This window comes from Alicyclobacillus shizuokensis NBRC 103103 (assembly GCF_001552255.1).
In the GTDB taxonomy this organism is placed as follows: domain Bacteria; phylum Bacillota; class Bacilli; order Alicyclobacillales; family Alicyclobacillaceae; genus Alicyclobacillus_G; species Alicyclobacillus_G shizuokensis.
Genome location: NZ_BCQV01000022.1, coordinates 1 through 15610, shown reverse-complemented (window position 1 = coordinate 15610; position 15610 = coordinate 1). Strand labels below are relative to the sequence as shown.

General features: G+C 60.8%; 13 protein-coding genes. 4 read left to right on the top strand and 9 right to left on the bottom strand.

Translation table 11 applies throughout. The annotated features are described in order from the left end of the window. Positions 1-7: 7 nt before the first annotated feature. Positions 8-433: a Fur family transcriptional regulator gene (locus ASH01S_RS09700; RefSeq protein WP_067927130.1), complete on the bottom strand. Its 426-nt coding sequence runs from the start codon at positions 431-433 to the stop codon at positions 8-10. Positions 434-660: 227 nt separating this feature from the next. On the opposite strand from ASH01S_RS09700, the gene ASH01S_RS09695 reads away from it, so the two are divergent. Genes ASH01S_RS09695 through ASH01S_RS09680 form a run of 4 tightly spaced genes read left to right on the top strand, consistent with a single transcriptional unit; the run spans position 661 to position 4191 of the window. After that, entirely contained in the window at positions 661-1614 is a 954-nt protein-coding gene (locus ASH01S_RS09695; RefSeq protein ID WP_067927127.1) for a metal ABC transporter solute-binding protein, Zn/Mn family, read from the top strand. A 17-nt stretch (positions 1615-1631) separates the two neighbouring features. Then, positions 1632-2453 carry a metal ABC transporter ATP-binding protein gene (locus tag ASH01S_RS09690; protein WP_217996311.1) on the top strand — a complete coding sequence of 274 codons (822 nt, stop codon included), beginning with the start codon at positions 1632-1634 and terminating at the stop codon, positions 2451-2453. Beyond that, the gene (locus ASH01S_RS09685; protein WP_245629021.1) at positions 2453-3340 is read left to right on the top strand and encodes a metal ABC transporter permease; all 888 of its coding nucleotides are present in this window, start codon (positions 2453-2455) and stop codon (positions 3338-3340) included. The genes ASH01S_RS09690 and ASH01S_RS09685 overlap by 1 nt, the downstream gene beginning before the upstream one ends. After that, positions 3331-4191, top strand: coding sequence for a metal ABC transporter permease (locus tag ASH01S_RS09680; RefSeq protein ID WP_067927119.1), 861 nt, complete (start codon positions 3331-3333; stop codon positions 4189-4191). Before ASH01S_RS09685 ends, ASH01S_RS09680 begins: the two co-directional genes overlap by 10 nt. Before the next feature lie 2 nt (positions 4192-4193). Here the strand turns inward: ASH01S_RS09680 and ASH01S_RS19010 are convergent, their stop codons facing one another. The 8 genes from ASH01S_RS19010 to ASH01S_RS09640 form a co-directional block, all read right to left on the bottom strand. Next, complete coding sequence (locus ASH01S_RS19010) at positions 4194-4793, bottom strand: M23 family metallopeptidase (protein WP_373278562.1); 600 nt, start codon at positions 4791-4793, stop codon at positions 4194-4196. Next, positions 4759-5688, bottom strand: coding sequence for a hypothetical protein (locus ASH01S_RS09670; protein ID WP_157067079.1), 930 nt, complete (start codon positions 5686-5688; stop codon positions 4759-4761). Before ASH01S_RS09670 ends, ASH01S_RS19010 begins: the two co-directional genes overlap by 35 nt. 78 nt (positions 5689-5766) lie before the next feature. Beyond that, on the bottom strand, positions 5767-6708 hold the full coding sequence (hprK, locus tag ASH01S_RS09665) for an HPr(Ser) kinase/phosphatase (protein ID WP_067927112.1): 942 nt from the start codon (positions 6706-6708) through the stop codon (positions 5767-5769). 209 nt (positions 6709-6917) lie between these two features. After that, positions 6918-8051, bottom strand: coding sequence for an ABC transporter ATP-binding protein (locus ASH01S_RS09660; RefSeq protein ID WP_067927111.1), 1134 nt, complete (start codon positions 8049-8051; stop codon positions 6918-6920). 144 nt (positions 8052-8195) lie between these two features. Then, positions 8196-9338, bottom strand: a complete 1143-nt coding sequence (locus ASH01S_RS09655) for a PucR family transcriptional regulator (protein ID WP_067927108.1) — start codon at positions 9336-9338, stop codon at positions 8196-8198. Continuing rightward, entirely contained in the window at positions 9338-12223 is a 2886-nt protein-coding gene (uvrA, locus tag ASH01S_RS09650) for an excinuclease ABC subunit UvrA (protein WP_067927107.1), read from the bottom strand. The genes ASH01S_RS09655 and uvrA overlap by 1 nt, the downstream gene beginning before the upstream one ends. Before the next feature lie 107 nt (positions 12224-12330). Continuing rightward, entirely contained in the window at positions 12331-14322 is a 1992-nt protein-coding gene (gene uvrB / locus ASH01S_RS09645) for an excinuclease ABC subunit UvrB (RefSeq protein WP_373278561.1), read from the bottom strand. 185 nt (positions 14323-14507) lie between these two features. Further along, complete coding sequence (locus ASH01S_RS09640; RefSeq protein WP_169794216.1) at positions 14508-15512, bottom strand: SPL family radical SAM protein; 1005 nt, start codon at positions 15510-15512, stop codon at positions 14508-14510. Positions 15513-15610 lie beyond the last annotated feature (98 nt).

The window sequence follows — 15610 nt, the reverse complement described above, 5'->3', positions numbered from 1 at the left end:
TGTAGCCCTACCGTGCTTGCTGGCACGCCTTGCAGTAGCCGTAGAGTTCAAATCGATGATCCACGATGGAAAAATCCTGCACCCCGCGCTCCACCTCGGCCAGCGGACAGTACGGAAGCGGCATGACCGCCCCGCAACGCAGGCACACCAGATGATGGTGATGTTCCATCCCGCAGGCCAGCCTATACTTCCGCGCCTCATCGGAAAAATCCAACGGCTCCACGACACCCAGCTGTTCCAGCAACGCTATCGTGCGATAAACGGTGTCCGGGCTGACATGCGAGCATTCCCTCTGCACCTCTGCCAGAACATCCTTGGCCGCCAACCCTCCTTCGGGATGGCGAAAGAACACGTCTATGACGAGTCGGCGTGGGCCTGTGAACTTGTAGCCTGCTTCCTTGAGCTGCCTTGCGACTTGCTCTCGGCCTATCAACGCTCATTCCCCTTTTACCTGCCCTGCGTCTTGTAGGGTCAGTGTACCACCACGCGCCAGCTGCTTCATGTCCGGTAGCGAACCGGCCGGTCGCAGCCCGGCAACGTTCGGCTCGAGAGCTAAAATAAGAATGATTCCTATTTACAAAGCCCAAGGACCTCTGCTATACTTCCGTCCAGCCAAATTAATAGAAAATCATTTTCTATAAGACAAGGGGTTGTGAACTCATGCCCAGGCGTCGATTGGTGGCGGCAGCATGCATCGCCGCGACAACGGTCACCGTCACCGCCTGCGGATCATCCTCGGTTTCCGGGCGATCTACGATCGACAAGGCCGATTCGAAAGCCGCACCGAAAGTCATCCACGCCATTGGAGCGGAAAACGAGTACGCGGACGTCATGAAACAGATTGGCGGGAAGTACGTGTCTGTCCAGGCCATCATGAGCAACCCGAACACAGACCCGCATACATACGAAGCGGGAACCCGTGACGCCGCAGCCGTGGGCCAGGCCACGCTTGTGGTACAAAACGGACTCGGTTACGACAGTTTCATGAACAAGCTGGAAGCGGGAGCGCCGAATCCCAACCGCAAAGTGATTGACGTGAGCCAGGCTCTCGGCCTCAGCAAAAACACGCGTAATCCGCACCTTTGGTACAAACCTGAGACCATGACCAAAATCGCGCAATTGGTGGCCGACGCCCTGTCGGCTCAAGATCCGAAGCAAAAAGCCTACTTCGAAGCCAACCTCAAGAAATTTCAAGACTCGCTGCGGACATGGCACCAAGAAGTGACAAACCTCAAGCGAGAATACCCGCACGCCGGCGTAGCGGTTACGGAGCCGGTTGCCGATTATCTCCTGCAGGCAGCGGGCTTGGATATCAAGACGCCATGGGCGTATGAGGCGGCGGTTATGAACGACACAGACCCGGCTCCGCAGCTGGTTCAGCAGGAGGATAACCTGTTGAAACAGAGGCGTGTCAAAGTCCTGGTCTACAACCAGCAGGTGGTAGACCCGGCGACCAAAGCCCTGCTTGGCTTGGCCAAGCAGAACCACATTCCCGTCGCCGGGGTCTATGAGACAATGCCAGCGCACCACGATTATCAATCCTGGATGGAGGCCGAGGTCACGGCATTAAAGCGAGCCCTGCAGAAGGGGCAATCGACGGAGAGGATTGACTGATGCAAGAAGGAGCACCGATGCTTGACGTACGGGACGTCCACGTTCACCTGGCAGAGAGGTTGGTGCTAGCAGGCGTCCAATTCCAAATTGAAGCCGGAGAATTTGTCGGTCTCATCGGCCCCAACGGGGCCGGCAAGACGACTTTGCTCAAGACCATCCTGGGACTGGTCACCCCCGACCTGGGACAGGTGCTAGTGGATAACCGGCCCATCCGCCGGGGCAACCCGGCCATCGGATACGTGCCGCAAAAGGTCCATCTTGACCCAGACACCCCCCTGCGGGGCCGAGATTTCGTCGCCCTCGGTCTGGACGGCGTGCGCTGGGGTGTGCCCCTGCCGCGCCGGTCACGGCGGGAACGTGTGGAACGGGCGCTCGGGTCTGTCCAAGCGTTGACCTATGCCGACGCGCCGGTGGGGCGACTGTCCGGCGGCGAACTGCAACGCCTGCAGATTGCCCAGGCGTTGGTTGGGGAACCACGACTGCTCTTGGTCGATGAACCGCTGTCCAATCTGGACATTCGCAACGCTCATGAGGTCGTTCGTCTCCTCCATGAACTCGCCCGCTCCCGCGGGATGGCCATCCTGCTCGTCGCGCACGACCTCAATCCACTCTTGTCCGCGTTGGACAAGGTGGTCTATCTGGCACGAGGCAGGTCAATGGCAGGCAGAACCGACGAAGTCATGACGTCGGAATCGCTCAGCCGCCTCTACGGATACCCGGTCGAAGTGATGCGGACGCGCGGTCGGATTGTCGTCGTCGGCGGTCCAGACATGCACCTGGTCCCGCCGGAGGCAGCAGATCACGCAGGTCTTGGGGAATGGGAGGCGACGACGCCGTGATGTACCTGGACGCCTTCGTGCATTCGCCGTTCTGGCACAGCCCACAGGTATGGCATGCACTCTTCATCACCACTTCGGCCGGCGTTGTATCCGCTGTTGTCGGCGTGTTCATTGTGCTGCGTGGCCAGTCTTTCGCCGGCCACATTCTGACCGATGTGGGTGCCACCGGTGCCTCCGCCAGCTTCCTTTTCTCCATCAATTCCTGGTACGGCTTCCTGTCCTTCGGCCTGCTGGCCGGCGCCGGTATGGAAGCGTTGGGCAAACGCACCCGCGGCCGCGACACCGCGACCGGATTGGTACTCAGCTTTTTCATGGGATTGGGAGCGCTGTTTCTGTTTCTCGATACGCGGGTCAGCAACACCGCGGACGTTACCATGTCGGTCCTGTTCGGCTCCGTGTTCACTGCGGATCCGAACACGACCCCTTGGCTCATCGGCACGTCGGCGGCAACTCTGCTCGTGGTCGCCGCCATCTATCGGCCATTGCTGATCTGCTCCATTGACGCCGAGTGGGCGCAGGCGCGCGGCATCCCCGTTCGCTGGGTCGGGCTGTTGTTCATGCTGGCATTCGTAGTGGCAGCCGAAGACAGTGCACTGGCCATGGGCGCCCTGCTCAGCACCGCCTTCCTCATGGGACCTGCGGCGGCGGGCGTGCGGATCGCCCATCGCATAGGCGCGGCCATTGGCATCTCTGCGCTGCTGGCCGTCATGGCGGCGTGGCTCGGCGTCGGTCTCGCCTACGCCAGTTACAACTGGCCGCCGGCGGGCCGCGGCTACCCCTGCAGTTTTCTCATCGCCGACATCCTGTTCATGGAGTACCTCGGCGCCGGCATGGCCGCCAGGTGGCGCGCTCACATCCGAAGACTGGGAGGGAAAAGATGCACATGATGGGTGTGCTGGATACCTTGCACCTGTGGCTGTTGCCGTCCGGGCTGCTGACAACGCTGTACATGTGGCACGCCTACGTCTGCGGGACCATCGTGGCCCTGACGGCAACGCTGGTTGGGTACTTCGTGGTCTTGCGAGGAGTCGCCTTCATGGCCCACAGTCTGCCGAAGATTGGCTTCGCCGGTGTTGCCGGCGCCACTGTGCTGCAGGTACCGCCGCTGGTGGGGCTGCTCACCTTCAATCTGCTCGGGGGTCTCGTCATGTCCACGCTCTCCCGGCGGGGAAGGCGGGATGTCGTCACCGCGCTGACTTTGGTACTCGCGCTGGGTGCAGGCGAGTTGTTTCTGACCTTGGGCCAGGCTTATGGCGAAACGGCCTATGCGCTGCTGTTCGGACAGATTGTCGGCATCAGCGGCCCCCAGGTCGGCCAAACCCTGGCGGTCGGTCTGGTCACAACCGGGCTCTGGATGATTCTCTACCGCCCGCTGCTGTTTGTCACGGTGGCGCGAGACCAAGCCCTGGCTCGCGGGGTGCGGGAACGGCTGCTGGACAACCTGTTCGCCATCCTCGTCGGCCTTGTCTGTGTCATGACCGTACCGGTGGTGGGCGCACTGCTCGGTTTCAGCCTGCTCATCGGTCCCGTCGCCACCGCCAGCTTGGTCACCCGCCGCGGCGTGCATACGCTGCTCCTCGCCGGCGCGCTCGGCCTGGCGGCGATTTGGCTGGCCCTGTTGTTGGCCTACGATTCCGGTTGGCCGGTCGGATTCTTCGCCACGACCATCATCGTGCTCGAGTACAAGGTCGTGTACATAGGCCGATGGGTGAAAACCCGGCGCGCATTGGCCATCTGACTCTACATATACGGCCGCGGATTCACCGGCCGGCCGTCCACTCGCACCTCATAGTGAAGATGCGGTCCGGTGACGCGGCCGGTGGCGCCTGAATAGGCAATCAATTGCCCCTTATGTACCATCTGTCCAACATGTACTACCACGCGGGAGAGATGGCCATAGACAGACTGGAGACCGCCCCCATGATCCAGCACGACCCAGATCCCGTAGCCGCCGTTGTTGGGACCCGCCTCCGCGACGCGACCGTTGTTGGCCGCATACACCGGCGTCCCGACCGAACAAGCAAGGTCGATACCCGGATGGAACTCGTGCTGCCCGCCCAGAACACGATCGCCAAACCCGGAAGTCACGACATGTGAGGAAATCGGCCACTGCCAGGTGCTGCTTGCTTCAGCCTCATTCGTTCCGCGCAACCGGATCTCCGGCCGGGATTGGGTTGTCGTCCGGCGCGCCATCACCTGAGTATGCTCAAGTTTCCCGTTGACGTAGCGTAACCGCAGCGTCTCCACCACACGCCCTGCCTTCCCGCGTTGGATGACCTTCGAGTCACCCGCCGGGAGGCGCGCGTCATCTTGATAACGAACAGCGTACGGTACACGCAGCGCACGCTGCTGGATGACTCACGTCCAACTGCAACAGGGACTGCTGGGTACGGTCCGCGTCCCCGTTCCCCGTCGGCGCTGGCACTTCTTTGCGGCTCCCGGATGCGGCCCGCTGGCGCGCCCCGCCTTCCCCCGACTCTGCCGACGCAGCACCAGTTTCCAGCGTCTGAACCGACGACAGGCCGCCAGATCGATTCTCCAGCCTCTGCACTGGGGAGTTGGACTGTGAATACAAAATCTCCTGCACCGCCGCGTCCGCCGACACCACCTGCGTGACGCCTACCGTCACCGGTCGCAGCGATATATCCTGGCGAAAGTGACCAGTCGCGTGCCCCTCCGCCTCGGGCCATAGAGCATGCCGGACCTCCTCAAGGACCCGCTGTGCCGCAGCGACATCCCGGGTGTAGACAATCGGTCGTCCGCCGGCCACAATCGCCGTCGCCGGCGTGGGCAGCTCACAAACCGCCGACCAGTCGTAGGATTTCGGGACCAAGGTGTGGACAGGCTGCAGACTTACGTTCACATCATACCCAAGCGCCAATCGCCTGATGGAGGCAAGTACCGATTCGTCATTGGGCACCATGCCAACGTAAGCGCCATCCGAGTAAACCTTCACCCACTCGGAAGTCTCAACCAGTTTGCGGTGAACCAAGCACCCTACCCCAGCCAGCAACATCACCGTAAACCCTGCCGCTGCAAACAGGCGCGCCCGATTCGAGCGCCGCGTACCCTCCCCGTCCGTCCCCCCCGCTCCACTGCAAAACTCCGTCGCTCGCTGAAAAAAGCGCTGCCATCGGTGAAAACACCCATCTCCCCGCGTCGCCAAAACATCCTGGTCTGTGCAGGTGCTGCGAGCTCCGCCCGCGTCCACCCCGCATTGTCGTCTCCCTCTCAACAGAATAAGCCCCTCCCCGCCAAATATCCTAATTCGACGGGAAGGGACAAAATCCTACTGCACCGGCCAATGTCCAGATTATGGACGGTGTTCCGCCAAGATGGCCTGCGTCAGCTGATCCGTGAATTCACGCGCCGCATGATAGCCCAGCACCTTGAGACGGTAGTTCATCGCCGCCACCTCAATGATGACCGCCAAGTTCCGGCCGGGCCGGACCGGGATGGTGAGGGATGGAAGTTCCGTGTCGAGGATGCGCACCTTTTGTTCGTCGATGCCAAGCCTGTCGTAAGCCACATCCTCCCGCCACGCCTCCAGATGCACCACCATAGCTAACTTTTTGTGCGTACGCACCGCGCCCGCTCCAAACAGGGTCATCGCGTTGAGCACGCCCAGCCCGCGAATTTCGAGCAGGTGCTGCAGCAGCTCGGGAGCGCTGCCTACCAAGGTGTTGTCGGAAATCTGCCGGATGACCACCGCGTCGTCCGCCACTAACCGGTGTCCGCGTTTGACCAATTCGAGGGCGGTCTCGCTCTTGCCGATCCCGCTCGATCCGGTGATCAAAATGCCGATGCCGTAGACGTCCACCAGTACGCCGTGCACCAATGTCTCGGGCGCCAGCCGCGCCTCGAGGAAACTCGAAATGACGGCCGCGGCCCGGGTCGTTACCATATCGGTGCCCAACACCGGCAGCCCCCTGCTCTCCGCTTCGCGCAGCAGAGCCTCGGGAGGAGTTTGTCCCCGAGAGACGACCACACACGGCGTTTGATCATACGAGCAAAACGCAAACAGGCGCAGCGCCTGCTCGCGACTGTCCATGCCCGCCAAAAAAGACAATTCGGTCCGTCCCAAGAGCTGAATTCGATCCGCAGGATGATACTTCAAGTACCCAGCCAGCGCCAGGCCTGGACGATTGATGTCTATCGTCGACACCATGCGGTCAAAGTCCGCGTCTTCGGTGAACACCCTGAGCCGCAGCCCATCCACCAGCTCCGCCACGCTGACCCCTCGCTCCTTGCTCACCGCCTGTCACCTCTTTCGCCAATCGGGTGGCGCCAGCGACGACCAGCGCGAATCTAGCGCCGGCCGCTCCACACAGAACAGAACGCCGGCCCTGATGTTTCGGGCCGGCCGGACACGCCACATCCTTACCTCTATTGTGACACGCACCGTGAAACGAGGGCAACGCCCAAACCCAGACAATGGATAGCTTGATTCAGACGAACAGGCACTCACGCGGTCTGCAGCTGTCCGACCAACGGAATCGCCTGCTCCGTCTCCGCGTCAAAGATATGAATCTTGTTACCATCAAGGACCAACTGAATCTCCCCGCCCGGTTGCGGATGGCTGCGCGCACTGATGCGGGCCACAATCGTCTGTCCGCCCTTGCTGGTGTGCAGATACAGCTCGGACCCCATGTTCTCTACCACGTCGATGCGCGCTGTGAACGAGGTTTCCGGATAGGCGGAGAGGAACACCTCTTCGTTGTGCAGGTCTTCCGGACGGATGCCGAGCACCACCTCTTTGCCGATGATACCCGCGTCGCGCAATGCCGGATAACGGCCCTCGGGAATCAGCAGGTTCAATTCTGGAGCCCGGAAGTACACCTTGCCGCCCTCCTCGACCAGGTCTCCGCGGAGGAAGTTCATCGCGGGCGATCCGATGAAGCCAGCCACAAACAGGTTGCTGGGGTAGTTGTACACGTTTTGCGGTGTATCCACCTGCTGGATGACGCCATCGCGCATAACGACGATGCGGTCGCCCATGGTCATGGCTTCCGTCTGGTCGTGCGTCACGTACACCACCGTCGTCTGAATGCGCTGGTGCAGCTTGCGGATCTCCGCGCGCATCTGCACACGCAGCTTCGCGTCGAGGTTGGACAGCGGTTCGTCCATCAGAAACACCTGGGGTTCCCGGACGATGGCGCGGCCCAGTGCAACGCGCTGCCGCTGACCGCCGGACAGTGCCTTCGGTTTGCGGTCTAACAGATGTTCGATATCGAGAATACGCGCCGCCTCGCGCACCCGTTGGTCAATCTCTGCCTTCGGGACCTTCCGCAGTTTCAAGCCGAATGCCATGTTCTGATACACGCTCATGTGCGGATACAGAGCGTAGTTCTGAAAGACCATGGCAATGTCTCGGTCCTTCGGAGCGACATCGTTGACCCGCCGGCCGCCAATGTACAGATCTCCTTCCGAGATATCCTCCAGGCCCGCAATCATCCGCAGCGTTGTCGTCTTGCCGCAACCCGATGGACCGACAAACACGACAAACTCTTTATCCTGAATATCCAGGTTGAAATTTTTCACCGCAGTGACTTCGTTGTTGTAGCGCTTGTAAATGTTCTTCAGGATGACCTCTGCCATGCCGTATCCTCCTCAATTCAAACGGTTTCATTGAGAACGTGAGAGATCCGACAACTTCCCTTGCTTGTGAATATACCAGCCCGCGCTGGGCCACCCAATAGACAAAATGCCCCATGTCCGGACGTCCGATTGGGCAGGTTGCCCTCAAGGCCGACGCAACAAAGCTTGGGCCACATAGAGAATCATCGCGTCTTCAAAGCAGCGGGGGTCATATCCGGTCTCTTCTCGGATCCGCTCAATGCGGTGCAGCAGCGTGTTGCGGTGCAGGTACAAAAGCCGCGCCGCCTCGCTCACGTTCAGATTCGCCCGCACCAGCCCCGCCAGCGTCGCCTGAAGCTCGTCCGGCAAAACGCGTGCAGACGCGCTGGTCACAGGAGGGTGCTGACGCAACGCCGCCAAGAACACGCTTGCAGCCGCATCGGTCTGGAGGATGAACAGACTCTCAAGCGGATTCTCCTGCCAGATGTACAACCGGTTTGGCCCGTGCATGCGGTGGCGACGCTGCCAGGTTAAAACCGTCGTCGCCAGCGCGTGCGGTAGAGCGCCAGGGGCCGAGGCAGGTGCTCCGACCGCCGCCTCGCAGGAGATAAACAGCTCCGCGCCCAACGCCTGCAGGAGCTCCGTCAAGCGTGTGCGCAACTCCACCAACGTGTCAGCCTGCTCGGCAGCAAGCGATGAAGGCTCACCTTGTCCAGACTCACCGCCGGTAACAGCACACTCATTGGGCTTCCCGGTCCTAGACCCATCCGGCCAAAACAACCACACCCCCGAACTCCCATCGGCCAAGCGCAGCCATCCCCCCTCGACACTGTCGTCGAGTTCACGCACCAAATCCAGAATAGACCGCTCCATATCGTCGCTCTCGTCACGGGGGTCAGTGTGGCTGAGCGGAAACGGTTGCAGCCAAACCAACCGACCGGAATCGGCCCGAAACGGCCACTGCGCGGCTAGCGAAGGCGGACTGGACAAAGCCAAGACGAGGTCGTCCGGGTCCTTCACAAACAATCGCCGTAACTCCCCCTCTAGCCACAGGTAGCCGGTGTCCCCTTTTGCCTCCGCCCACTGTCGCACCAGCCACGACAATGTGGTACGAGTCATTCCGTCCGGTGTCCTGTCCAAGCGTGCGTACACGGCGTCGTCCAGGTGCAAGCACCACGCGTGTCCGTACTTCCACCAATCCCCCGGCTCTCGCCTTCGTTCCGGCGCATCATAATGGCCAATAACGAGGGAACACCCGGTGGCCTCGGCCCACTCGAACAAGGGAGCGTACCACGCATCCGAAGCCATCAGCGGCCGACCTCCAGTACGGTGCTGGCGGTCTCCTCCTGAGCCTGCTGAGCTCGCGCCCGATCCCGCTCGAGAATGGGGGCCAGGAACCTCCCAGTCCAGGATTGTTCCACCTGACACACCGCCTCCGGTGTCCCCGCGGCCACCAGTTCCCCGCCCCGGTCACCGCCCTCGGGACCGAGGTCAATCAGGTAGTCGGCCGTCTTGATGACGTCGAGGTTGTGCTCAATCACCAGCACTGTATCGCCCGCATCGACCAAGCGGTGCAGCACCGCCAACAACTTCTCAATGTCAGCGACGTGCAAGCCAGTGGTGGGCTCGTCCAGAATGTACAAGGTCCGGCCGTTGCTGCGGCGGTGCAGTTCCGAAGCCAGTTTCACACGCTGGGCCTCTCCGCCGGAGAGTGTGGTCGCCGGTTGGCCCAAGCGCATGTAGCCCAAGCCCACATCCTCAAGAGTCTGCAACTTGCGCTGGATGCGCGGGATGTTCTCGAAGAACTTCAAGGCATCGCTGACCGTCATATCCAGGACTTCAGCGATGTTCTTGCCCTTGTAGTGGACCTCCAGCGTCTCCCGATTGTACCGCCGGCCTTTGCACACCTCGCAGGGGACATACACGTCGGGCAAAAAATGCATCTCAATCTTGATGATGCCATCCCCGCGGCACGCCTCGCAGCGGCCACCCCGCACATTGAAGCTGAACCGGCCCTTCTTGTACCCGCGCATCTTCGCCTCGTTGGTGGTGGCAAACAGATCACGGATGTCGTCAAACACACCGGTGTATGTGGCCGGGTTGGATCTCGGCGTGCGCCCAATCGGCGATTGATCGATGTCCACGACCTTGTCCAGGTGCTCCAGGCCGTCGATGCCGTCGCAGGCACCCGGCCGTACCCGAGCACGATTCAAATCGCGCGCCAGCGTCTTATAGACAACCTCATTGACAAACGTCGATTTTCCAGACCCGGATACCCCGGTCACGCACGTAAACACGCCAATCGGGATCTTCACGTTGATCTTTTTGAGATTGTTCTCGCGAGCTTTTTTCACCTTCAACCAGCGCCCGTCCGGTTTGCGGCGCTTCTCGGGCACCGGGATGAACCGCTTGCCAGACAGGTATTGTCCGGTCAACGAGCGCTCGTCTGCCATCACTTCCTGCGGCGTGCCGGCGCTGACCACTTGGCCGCCCAAATCCCCAGCGCCCGGCCCCATGTCGATGATGTAATCGGCGGCCAGCATGGTGTCTTCGTCGTGCTCGACGACAATCAGGGTGTTCCCCAGGTCCCGCATGTGTTCCAGGGTCCGGATGAGTCGTTCATTGTCCCGCTGGTGCAGACCAATGCTGGGTTCGTCGAGGATGTACAGGACGCCCATCAGGCTCGACCCCAGCTGCGTGGCCAGGCGGATGCGCTGCGCCTCGCCGCCGGACAATGTGCCGGCCGACCGGCTCAGGGTCAAGTATTCGAGCCCGACGTCACGCAAAAAGCCAAGCCGCGATGAAATTTCACGCAGGATTAACCGTGCAATGGCGGTTTCTTTGTCGGTTAATTCGAGCCCTGCAAAAAACGTCAGAGCCTCCTGCACAGACAGGTCAGTCACCTCGGCAATGTCCTTGCCTCCCACCTTCACCGCCAGGCTCTCCGGACGCAGACGCTTGCCGCGGCATGCCGGGCAGGGGCTGGCCGCCATGTACTCCTCGATGAATTCCCGAATGGAGTCGGACGAGGTATCTCGGTAGCGACGCTCCAAGTTGGGAATGACACCCTCGAAAGGAATCTCGGCCGTCTTCGTCTGGCCAAAATCATTTTCGTAGGTGAAGCGGATCCGCTCGCCGTTGCCGTACAGCAGTTTGTCCAGCTGCTCCGGTGGAAGCTGGGAAACGGGAATCCCCATGTCAATCCCGAAACTGCGACAGGCCGCCGCCAACAACTGCGGGTAGTAGGTCGAGAATCCACCCGACCAAGGTGCAATCGCCCCGTCCGCAATGGACCGGCTCTCGTCCGGGATGACCAGATCGCGGTCGACTTCCATGTGCACCCCCAGTCCGGAGCAGGCCTCGCAAGCGCCGAACGGGCTGTTGAAAGAGAACATGCGCGGGGCCAACTCACCCACACTGAAACCGCAGTTAGGACAGGCAAGGTTCTGGCTAAACAGCAGCTCCTCTCCGTCCTTCATCAGGTCAATCAGGACAATGCCGTCGGCCAGGCTCAGGGCAGTCTCCAGGGAATCCGCCAGACGCGCGCCCACATCCGGGCGGATGATGATGCGGTCCACCACCACTTCAATGTTATGCTTGCGGTTTTTCTCCAAACGGACGGGTTCGCCCACCTCATGCGTTTCCCCGTCGATGCGGACCCGCACGTAACCACTCTTCTTTAGGTCCTCCAGCAACTTTTGGTGTTCCCCTTTGCGGCCGCGGACCACCGGGGCCAATACCTGCAGACGCGTGCCCTCCGGATAGGCGAGCAGCCTGTCAACCATCTGCTCCACCGTCTGCGAGGTGATGGGAATGTGGCAATTCGGACAGTACGGCCGTCCGATGCGCGCAAAGAGGAGCCGCAGATAGTCGTAGATCTCGGTCACCGTTCCGACCGTGGAGCGAGGGTTACGACTGGTCGTCTTTTGATCAATGGAGATAGCTGGTGACAGACCATCGATGGAGTCCACGTCCGGTTTATCCATCTGGCCCAAAAACTGCCGCGCATAGGCGGACAGAGACTCCACGTAACGCCGTTGCCCCTCGGCGTAGATGGTGTCAAACGCCAGGGACGACTTGCCAGAACCGCTCAATCCCGTGATCACGATGAACTGGTCCCGCGGAATGGATACGTCGATGTTTTTCAGGTTGTGGGCGCGCGCCCCTTTGACGACAATACGGTCTTGTGACATCCGCAGCCTCCTCTTTCACTGCAACCACTTGGCCCCGCGACTGACCCTGCCCTGCCAATCCGCCACCTGCGCCCGCAGCCGCTCCCAGCGGGCTCGCATACATCGCGTCAAGCAGAGGCCGACTCGGACAGCTCGACAATCATGTCCCGCAGCTCGGCCGCGCGCTCGAACTGCAGCTCCTTGGCCGCCTGCTTCATCTCTCTCTCCAGTTTCTGAATCAGCGACTTGCGATCCCGCGGAGACATCTTCTGCGCCTGCTCGATGACGCTGACGTACTCCGCCTTCTCTTCCGCCGCGCGCGTAGCCTCTATCACATCCCGCACCGCCTTCTGTATCGTCTGCGGGGTGATGCCATGCGCTTCATTGTACGCCTGCTGCTTGCGGCGGCGCCGCTCCGTCTCCTCAATGGCCACCCGCATGGACTCTGTGATCTGGTCCGCATACATGATGACCTGGCCGTTCGCGTTGCGGGCCGCCCGCCCAATCGTCTGAATGAGTGACCGCTCAGCGCGCAGGAACCCTTCCTTATCCGCGTCGAGGATGGCGACCAAGGACACCTCCGGCAGGTCCAATCCTTCCCGCAGGAGGTTGATGCCGACCAACACGTCAAACGTTCCCAACCGCAGCTCGCGCAGGATTTTCATGCGCTCTATGGTCTTGATGTCCGAGTGCAGATAACGGACCTTGATCCCCAGTTCCTTGAGATAGTCGGTCAGGTCCTCCGCCATCTTCTTGGTCAGTGTGGTCACCAGCACCCGCTCGTCGCGACGAATGCGGGCATTGACCTCGCCAACCAAATCGTCAATCTGGCCCTTGATGGGACGGACGAAAACCTCTGGATCCAAAAGCCCGGTGGGACGAATGATCTGCTCGACCAATTGCTGCTGGTGCTCCAGTTCGTACGGCCCCGGCGTGGCGGAGACAAAGATCACCTGACCCAGCCGCTGCTCAAACTCCTCAAACGTCAGCGGACGGTTGTCCGCCGCCGAAGGCAACCGGAACCCGTGCGAGATCAATGTCTCCTTGCGCGTCCGGTCGCCACCGTACATCCCCCGCACCTGCGGCAGGGTGACATGAGATTCGTCAATCAGGGTCAGGAAATCCTCAGGAAAGTAGTCGAGGAGGGTATGCGGCGGCTCTCCCGCCGCCCGCCCCTCCAGGTGGCGCGAATAGTTTTCAATCCCGGAGCAGTAACCAATCTCCAGCATCATCTCAATGTCATAGTTCGTCCGCTGCTCCAACCGCTGCGCCTCCAGGAGCTTCCCTTGACTGCGTAACTCCTCCAGCCGCTCGGCCAGTTCCTGGCGGATGCGTTCAATCGCCCGCTCCAACCGTTCACGCGAGGTCACAAAGTGCGACGCCGGGTAAATCCCGACGTGCTCCCGCACCCCCAGCACCTCACCGGTCAAGACGTCGATCTCGGTGATGCGGTCGATTTCGTCGCCAAACAGCTCTACACGAATCGCCTGCTCCCCGCGCGAAGCAGGAAAGATCTCCACCGTGTCGCCGCGCACCCGAAACGTCCCGCGCGTGAAGTTGATGTCGTTGCGCTCATACTGCATATCGACCAACCGGCGCAGGATATCGTCGCGGCTGCGCACCATGCCGGTGCGCAGGGAAAGCACATGGCCGCGATATTCGGCCGGATCGCCCAAGCCGTAAATGGCCGACACGCTGGCCACGACGATGACGTCCCGCCGCTCCAACAAAGAGGCGGTCGCCGAGTGGCGCAGTTTGTCGATCTCGTCATTGATCTTCGCATCCTTCTCAATGTACGTGTCGGTCGACGGGATGTACGCCTCCGGCTGGTAATAATCGTAATAACTCACGAAGTACTCGACCGCATTATGGGGAAAAAACTCTTTGAACTCGGCCGCCAGCTGTGCGGCCAACGTCTTGTTATGAGCAATGACCAGGGTCGGTCGATTGACTCGAGCCACGATGTTCGCCATGGTAAACGTCTTTCCAGACCCGGTAACTCCGAGCAATGTTTGGTAACGCAAGTTGGCATTCAAGCCTCGCACCAGTTGCTCGATAGCCTCTGGCTGATCGCCTGTTGGTTGGTAATCCGAAACCAGTTCAAAACGACCGTTGTCGATGGACAACACGGATCGCCCCTCTTGTGCCGGTTTGCACATAATGCCCTGTTTCGGGCAGCTGTTGGGCCCGCCGCAGCGAGTGCCACAGCTGCGGCACGAAATCCTGTCTTTTATGTTACCATAACAAGAAAAAGGGAACCATTGTTCTCTCCCAGGGTGTCGCTTGCATAACTACCAGAATCCTCTCATATCGGCAGCACCAACTGCCTGCAGCGGCCGTGTCCCGCGTCCGTGCCCGCCAAAACGCCGGCTGTCGAAACCTCAGCAGTTTCCGTCGGCACCGCAAGGGACGGCGACGGACGCACCTCTGCCGGGATGCGCGACTCCAGCCCCATCTCCGCCATTAGGGCGCGCGCCCGGCGCAGGACGGGATCGACATAACTGGCTGGCGGATAGGCTCGGCGGTACAGCCGGCGGTACGGTGCCAGCAGGTGCGGATAGTGCTCGCGCAGGGTCTGCAGAAACCAGTGTTTGACCTCGGGAACAAGCCGGAGAACGGAGGGAACCAAGAAACGGGCATCTGCGGCCTTGGCCGCCTCGACCACAGCGCGCAGCTCTGATGTCGAGTCAGTCAAATAGGGGACGATGGGCGCCAGAAACACCCCGACCGGGAGACCGTTGGCTGCCAACTTACGCACGGCGGCCAACCGCTTCTCCGGCGCCGGTGTGGCCGGCTCAAGCCTGCGCCAGACCTGTTTGTCCAGCGTGTGCACACTGATGTTAATGGCATGCAGGCGGACCTGTTTCAGGATATCGATGTCACGAAGAATGAGCGGGGAACGAGTGGTGATGGAGGTCGGCACTTGGTACGCGGCCAGCACGTTCAGACACTGCCGGGTCAACTTGCGCCGCGCCTCAATCGGTTGATATGGATCCGTAGCTGTACCAAGAGTAACCAGCCCAACCTCCCTGACCAATCGGTCCATGTCTCCTCCCAATCGACGCAGTCTGCGCTCCAACTGTTCAGCGAGAACGTCCGGTGCGTCCGCCTTCACGAATATCCGGCTGCGGAACGTGTCGTCGGCCCCCATGCCCAGGTACGTATGCGTCACACGCGCGTAGCAGAAACTGCATCCGTGTGTGCATCCACGGTATGGATTGATAGACCACTGAAAAGGCATTCCTGGGGCGGTCACTCGATTCATCACCTGTCGAGTGCTGATATCGTCGAACTTCGGTGCATGTCTCATCGCCATCTCCCCATTCACGGCGGGCTCAGGAATGACCGTTTCCCATGCCGGCAGTCGATATACTCGATTTCCACGCAGATACGAACATATGTTCCTAT

What these genes read in the sequence shown, in the direction of transcription:
- ASH01S_RS09695 (WP_067927127.1), top strand. Translation starts at nt 661, where the DNA reads ATGCCCAGGCGTCGATTGGTGGCGGCAGCATGCATCGCCGCGACAACG.
- ASH01S_RS09690 (WP_217996311.1), top strand. Translation starts at nt 1,632, where the DNA reads ATGCTTGACGTACGGGACGTCCACGTTCACCTGGCAGAGAGGTTGGTG.
- ASH01S_RS09685 (WP_245629021.1), top strand. Translation starts at nt 2,453, where the DNA reads ATGTACCTGGACGCCTTCGTGCATTCGCCGTTCTGGCACAGCCCACAG.
- ASH01S_RS09680 (WP_067927119.1), top strand. Translation starts at nt 3,331, where the DNA reads ATGCACATGATGGGTGTGCTGGATACCTTGCACCTGTGGCTGTTGCCG.
- ASH01S_RS09660 (WP_067927111.1), bottom strand. Translation starts at nt 8,051, where the DNA reads ATGGCAGAGGTCATCCTGAAGAACATTTACAAGCGCTACAACAACGAA.
- ASH01S_RS09655 (WP_067927108.1), bottom strand. Translation starts at nt 9,338, where the DNA reads ATGGCTTCGGATGCGTGGTACGCTCCCTTGTTCGAGTGGGCCGAGGCC.
- uvrA (WP_067927107.1), bottom strand. Translation starts at nt 12,223, where the DNA reads ATGTCACAAGACCGTATTGTCGTCAAAGGGGCGCGCGCCCACAACCTG.
- ASH01S_RS09640 (WP_169794216.1), bottom strand. Translation starts at nt 15,512, where the DNA reads ATGAGACATGCACCGAAGTTCGACGATATCAGCACTCGACAGGTGATG.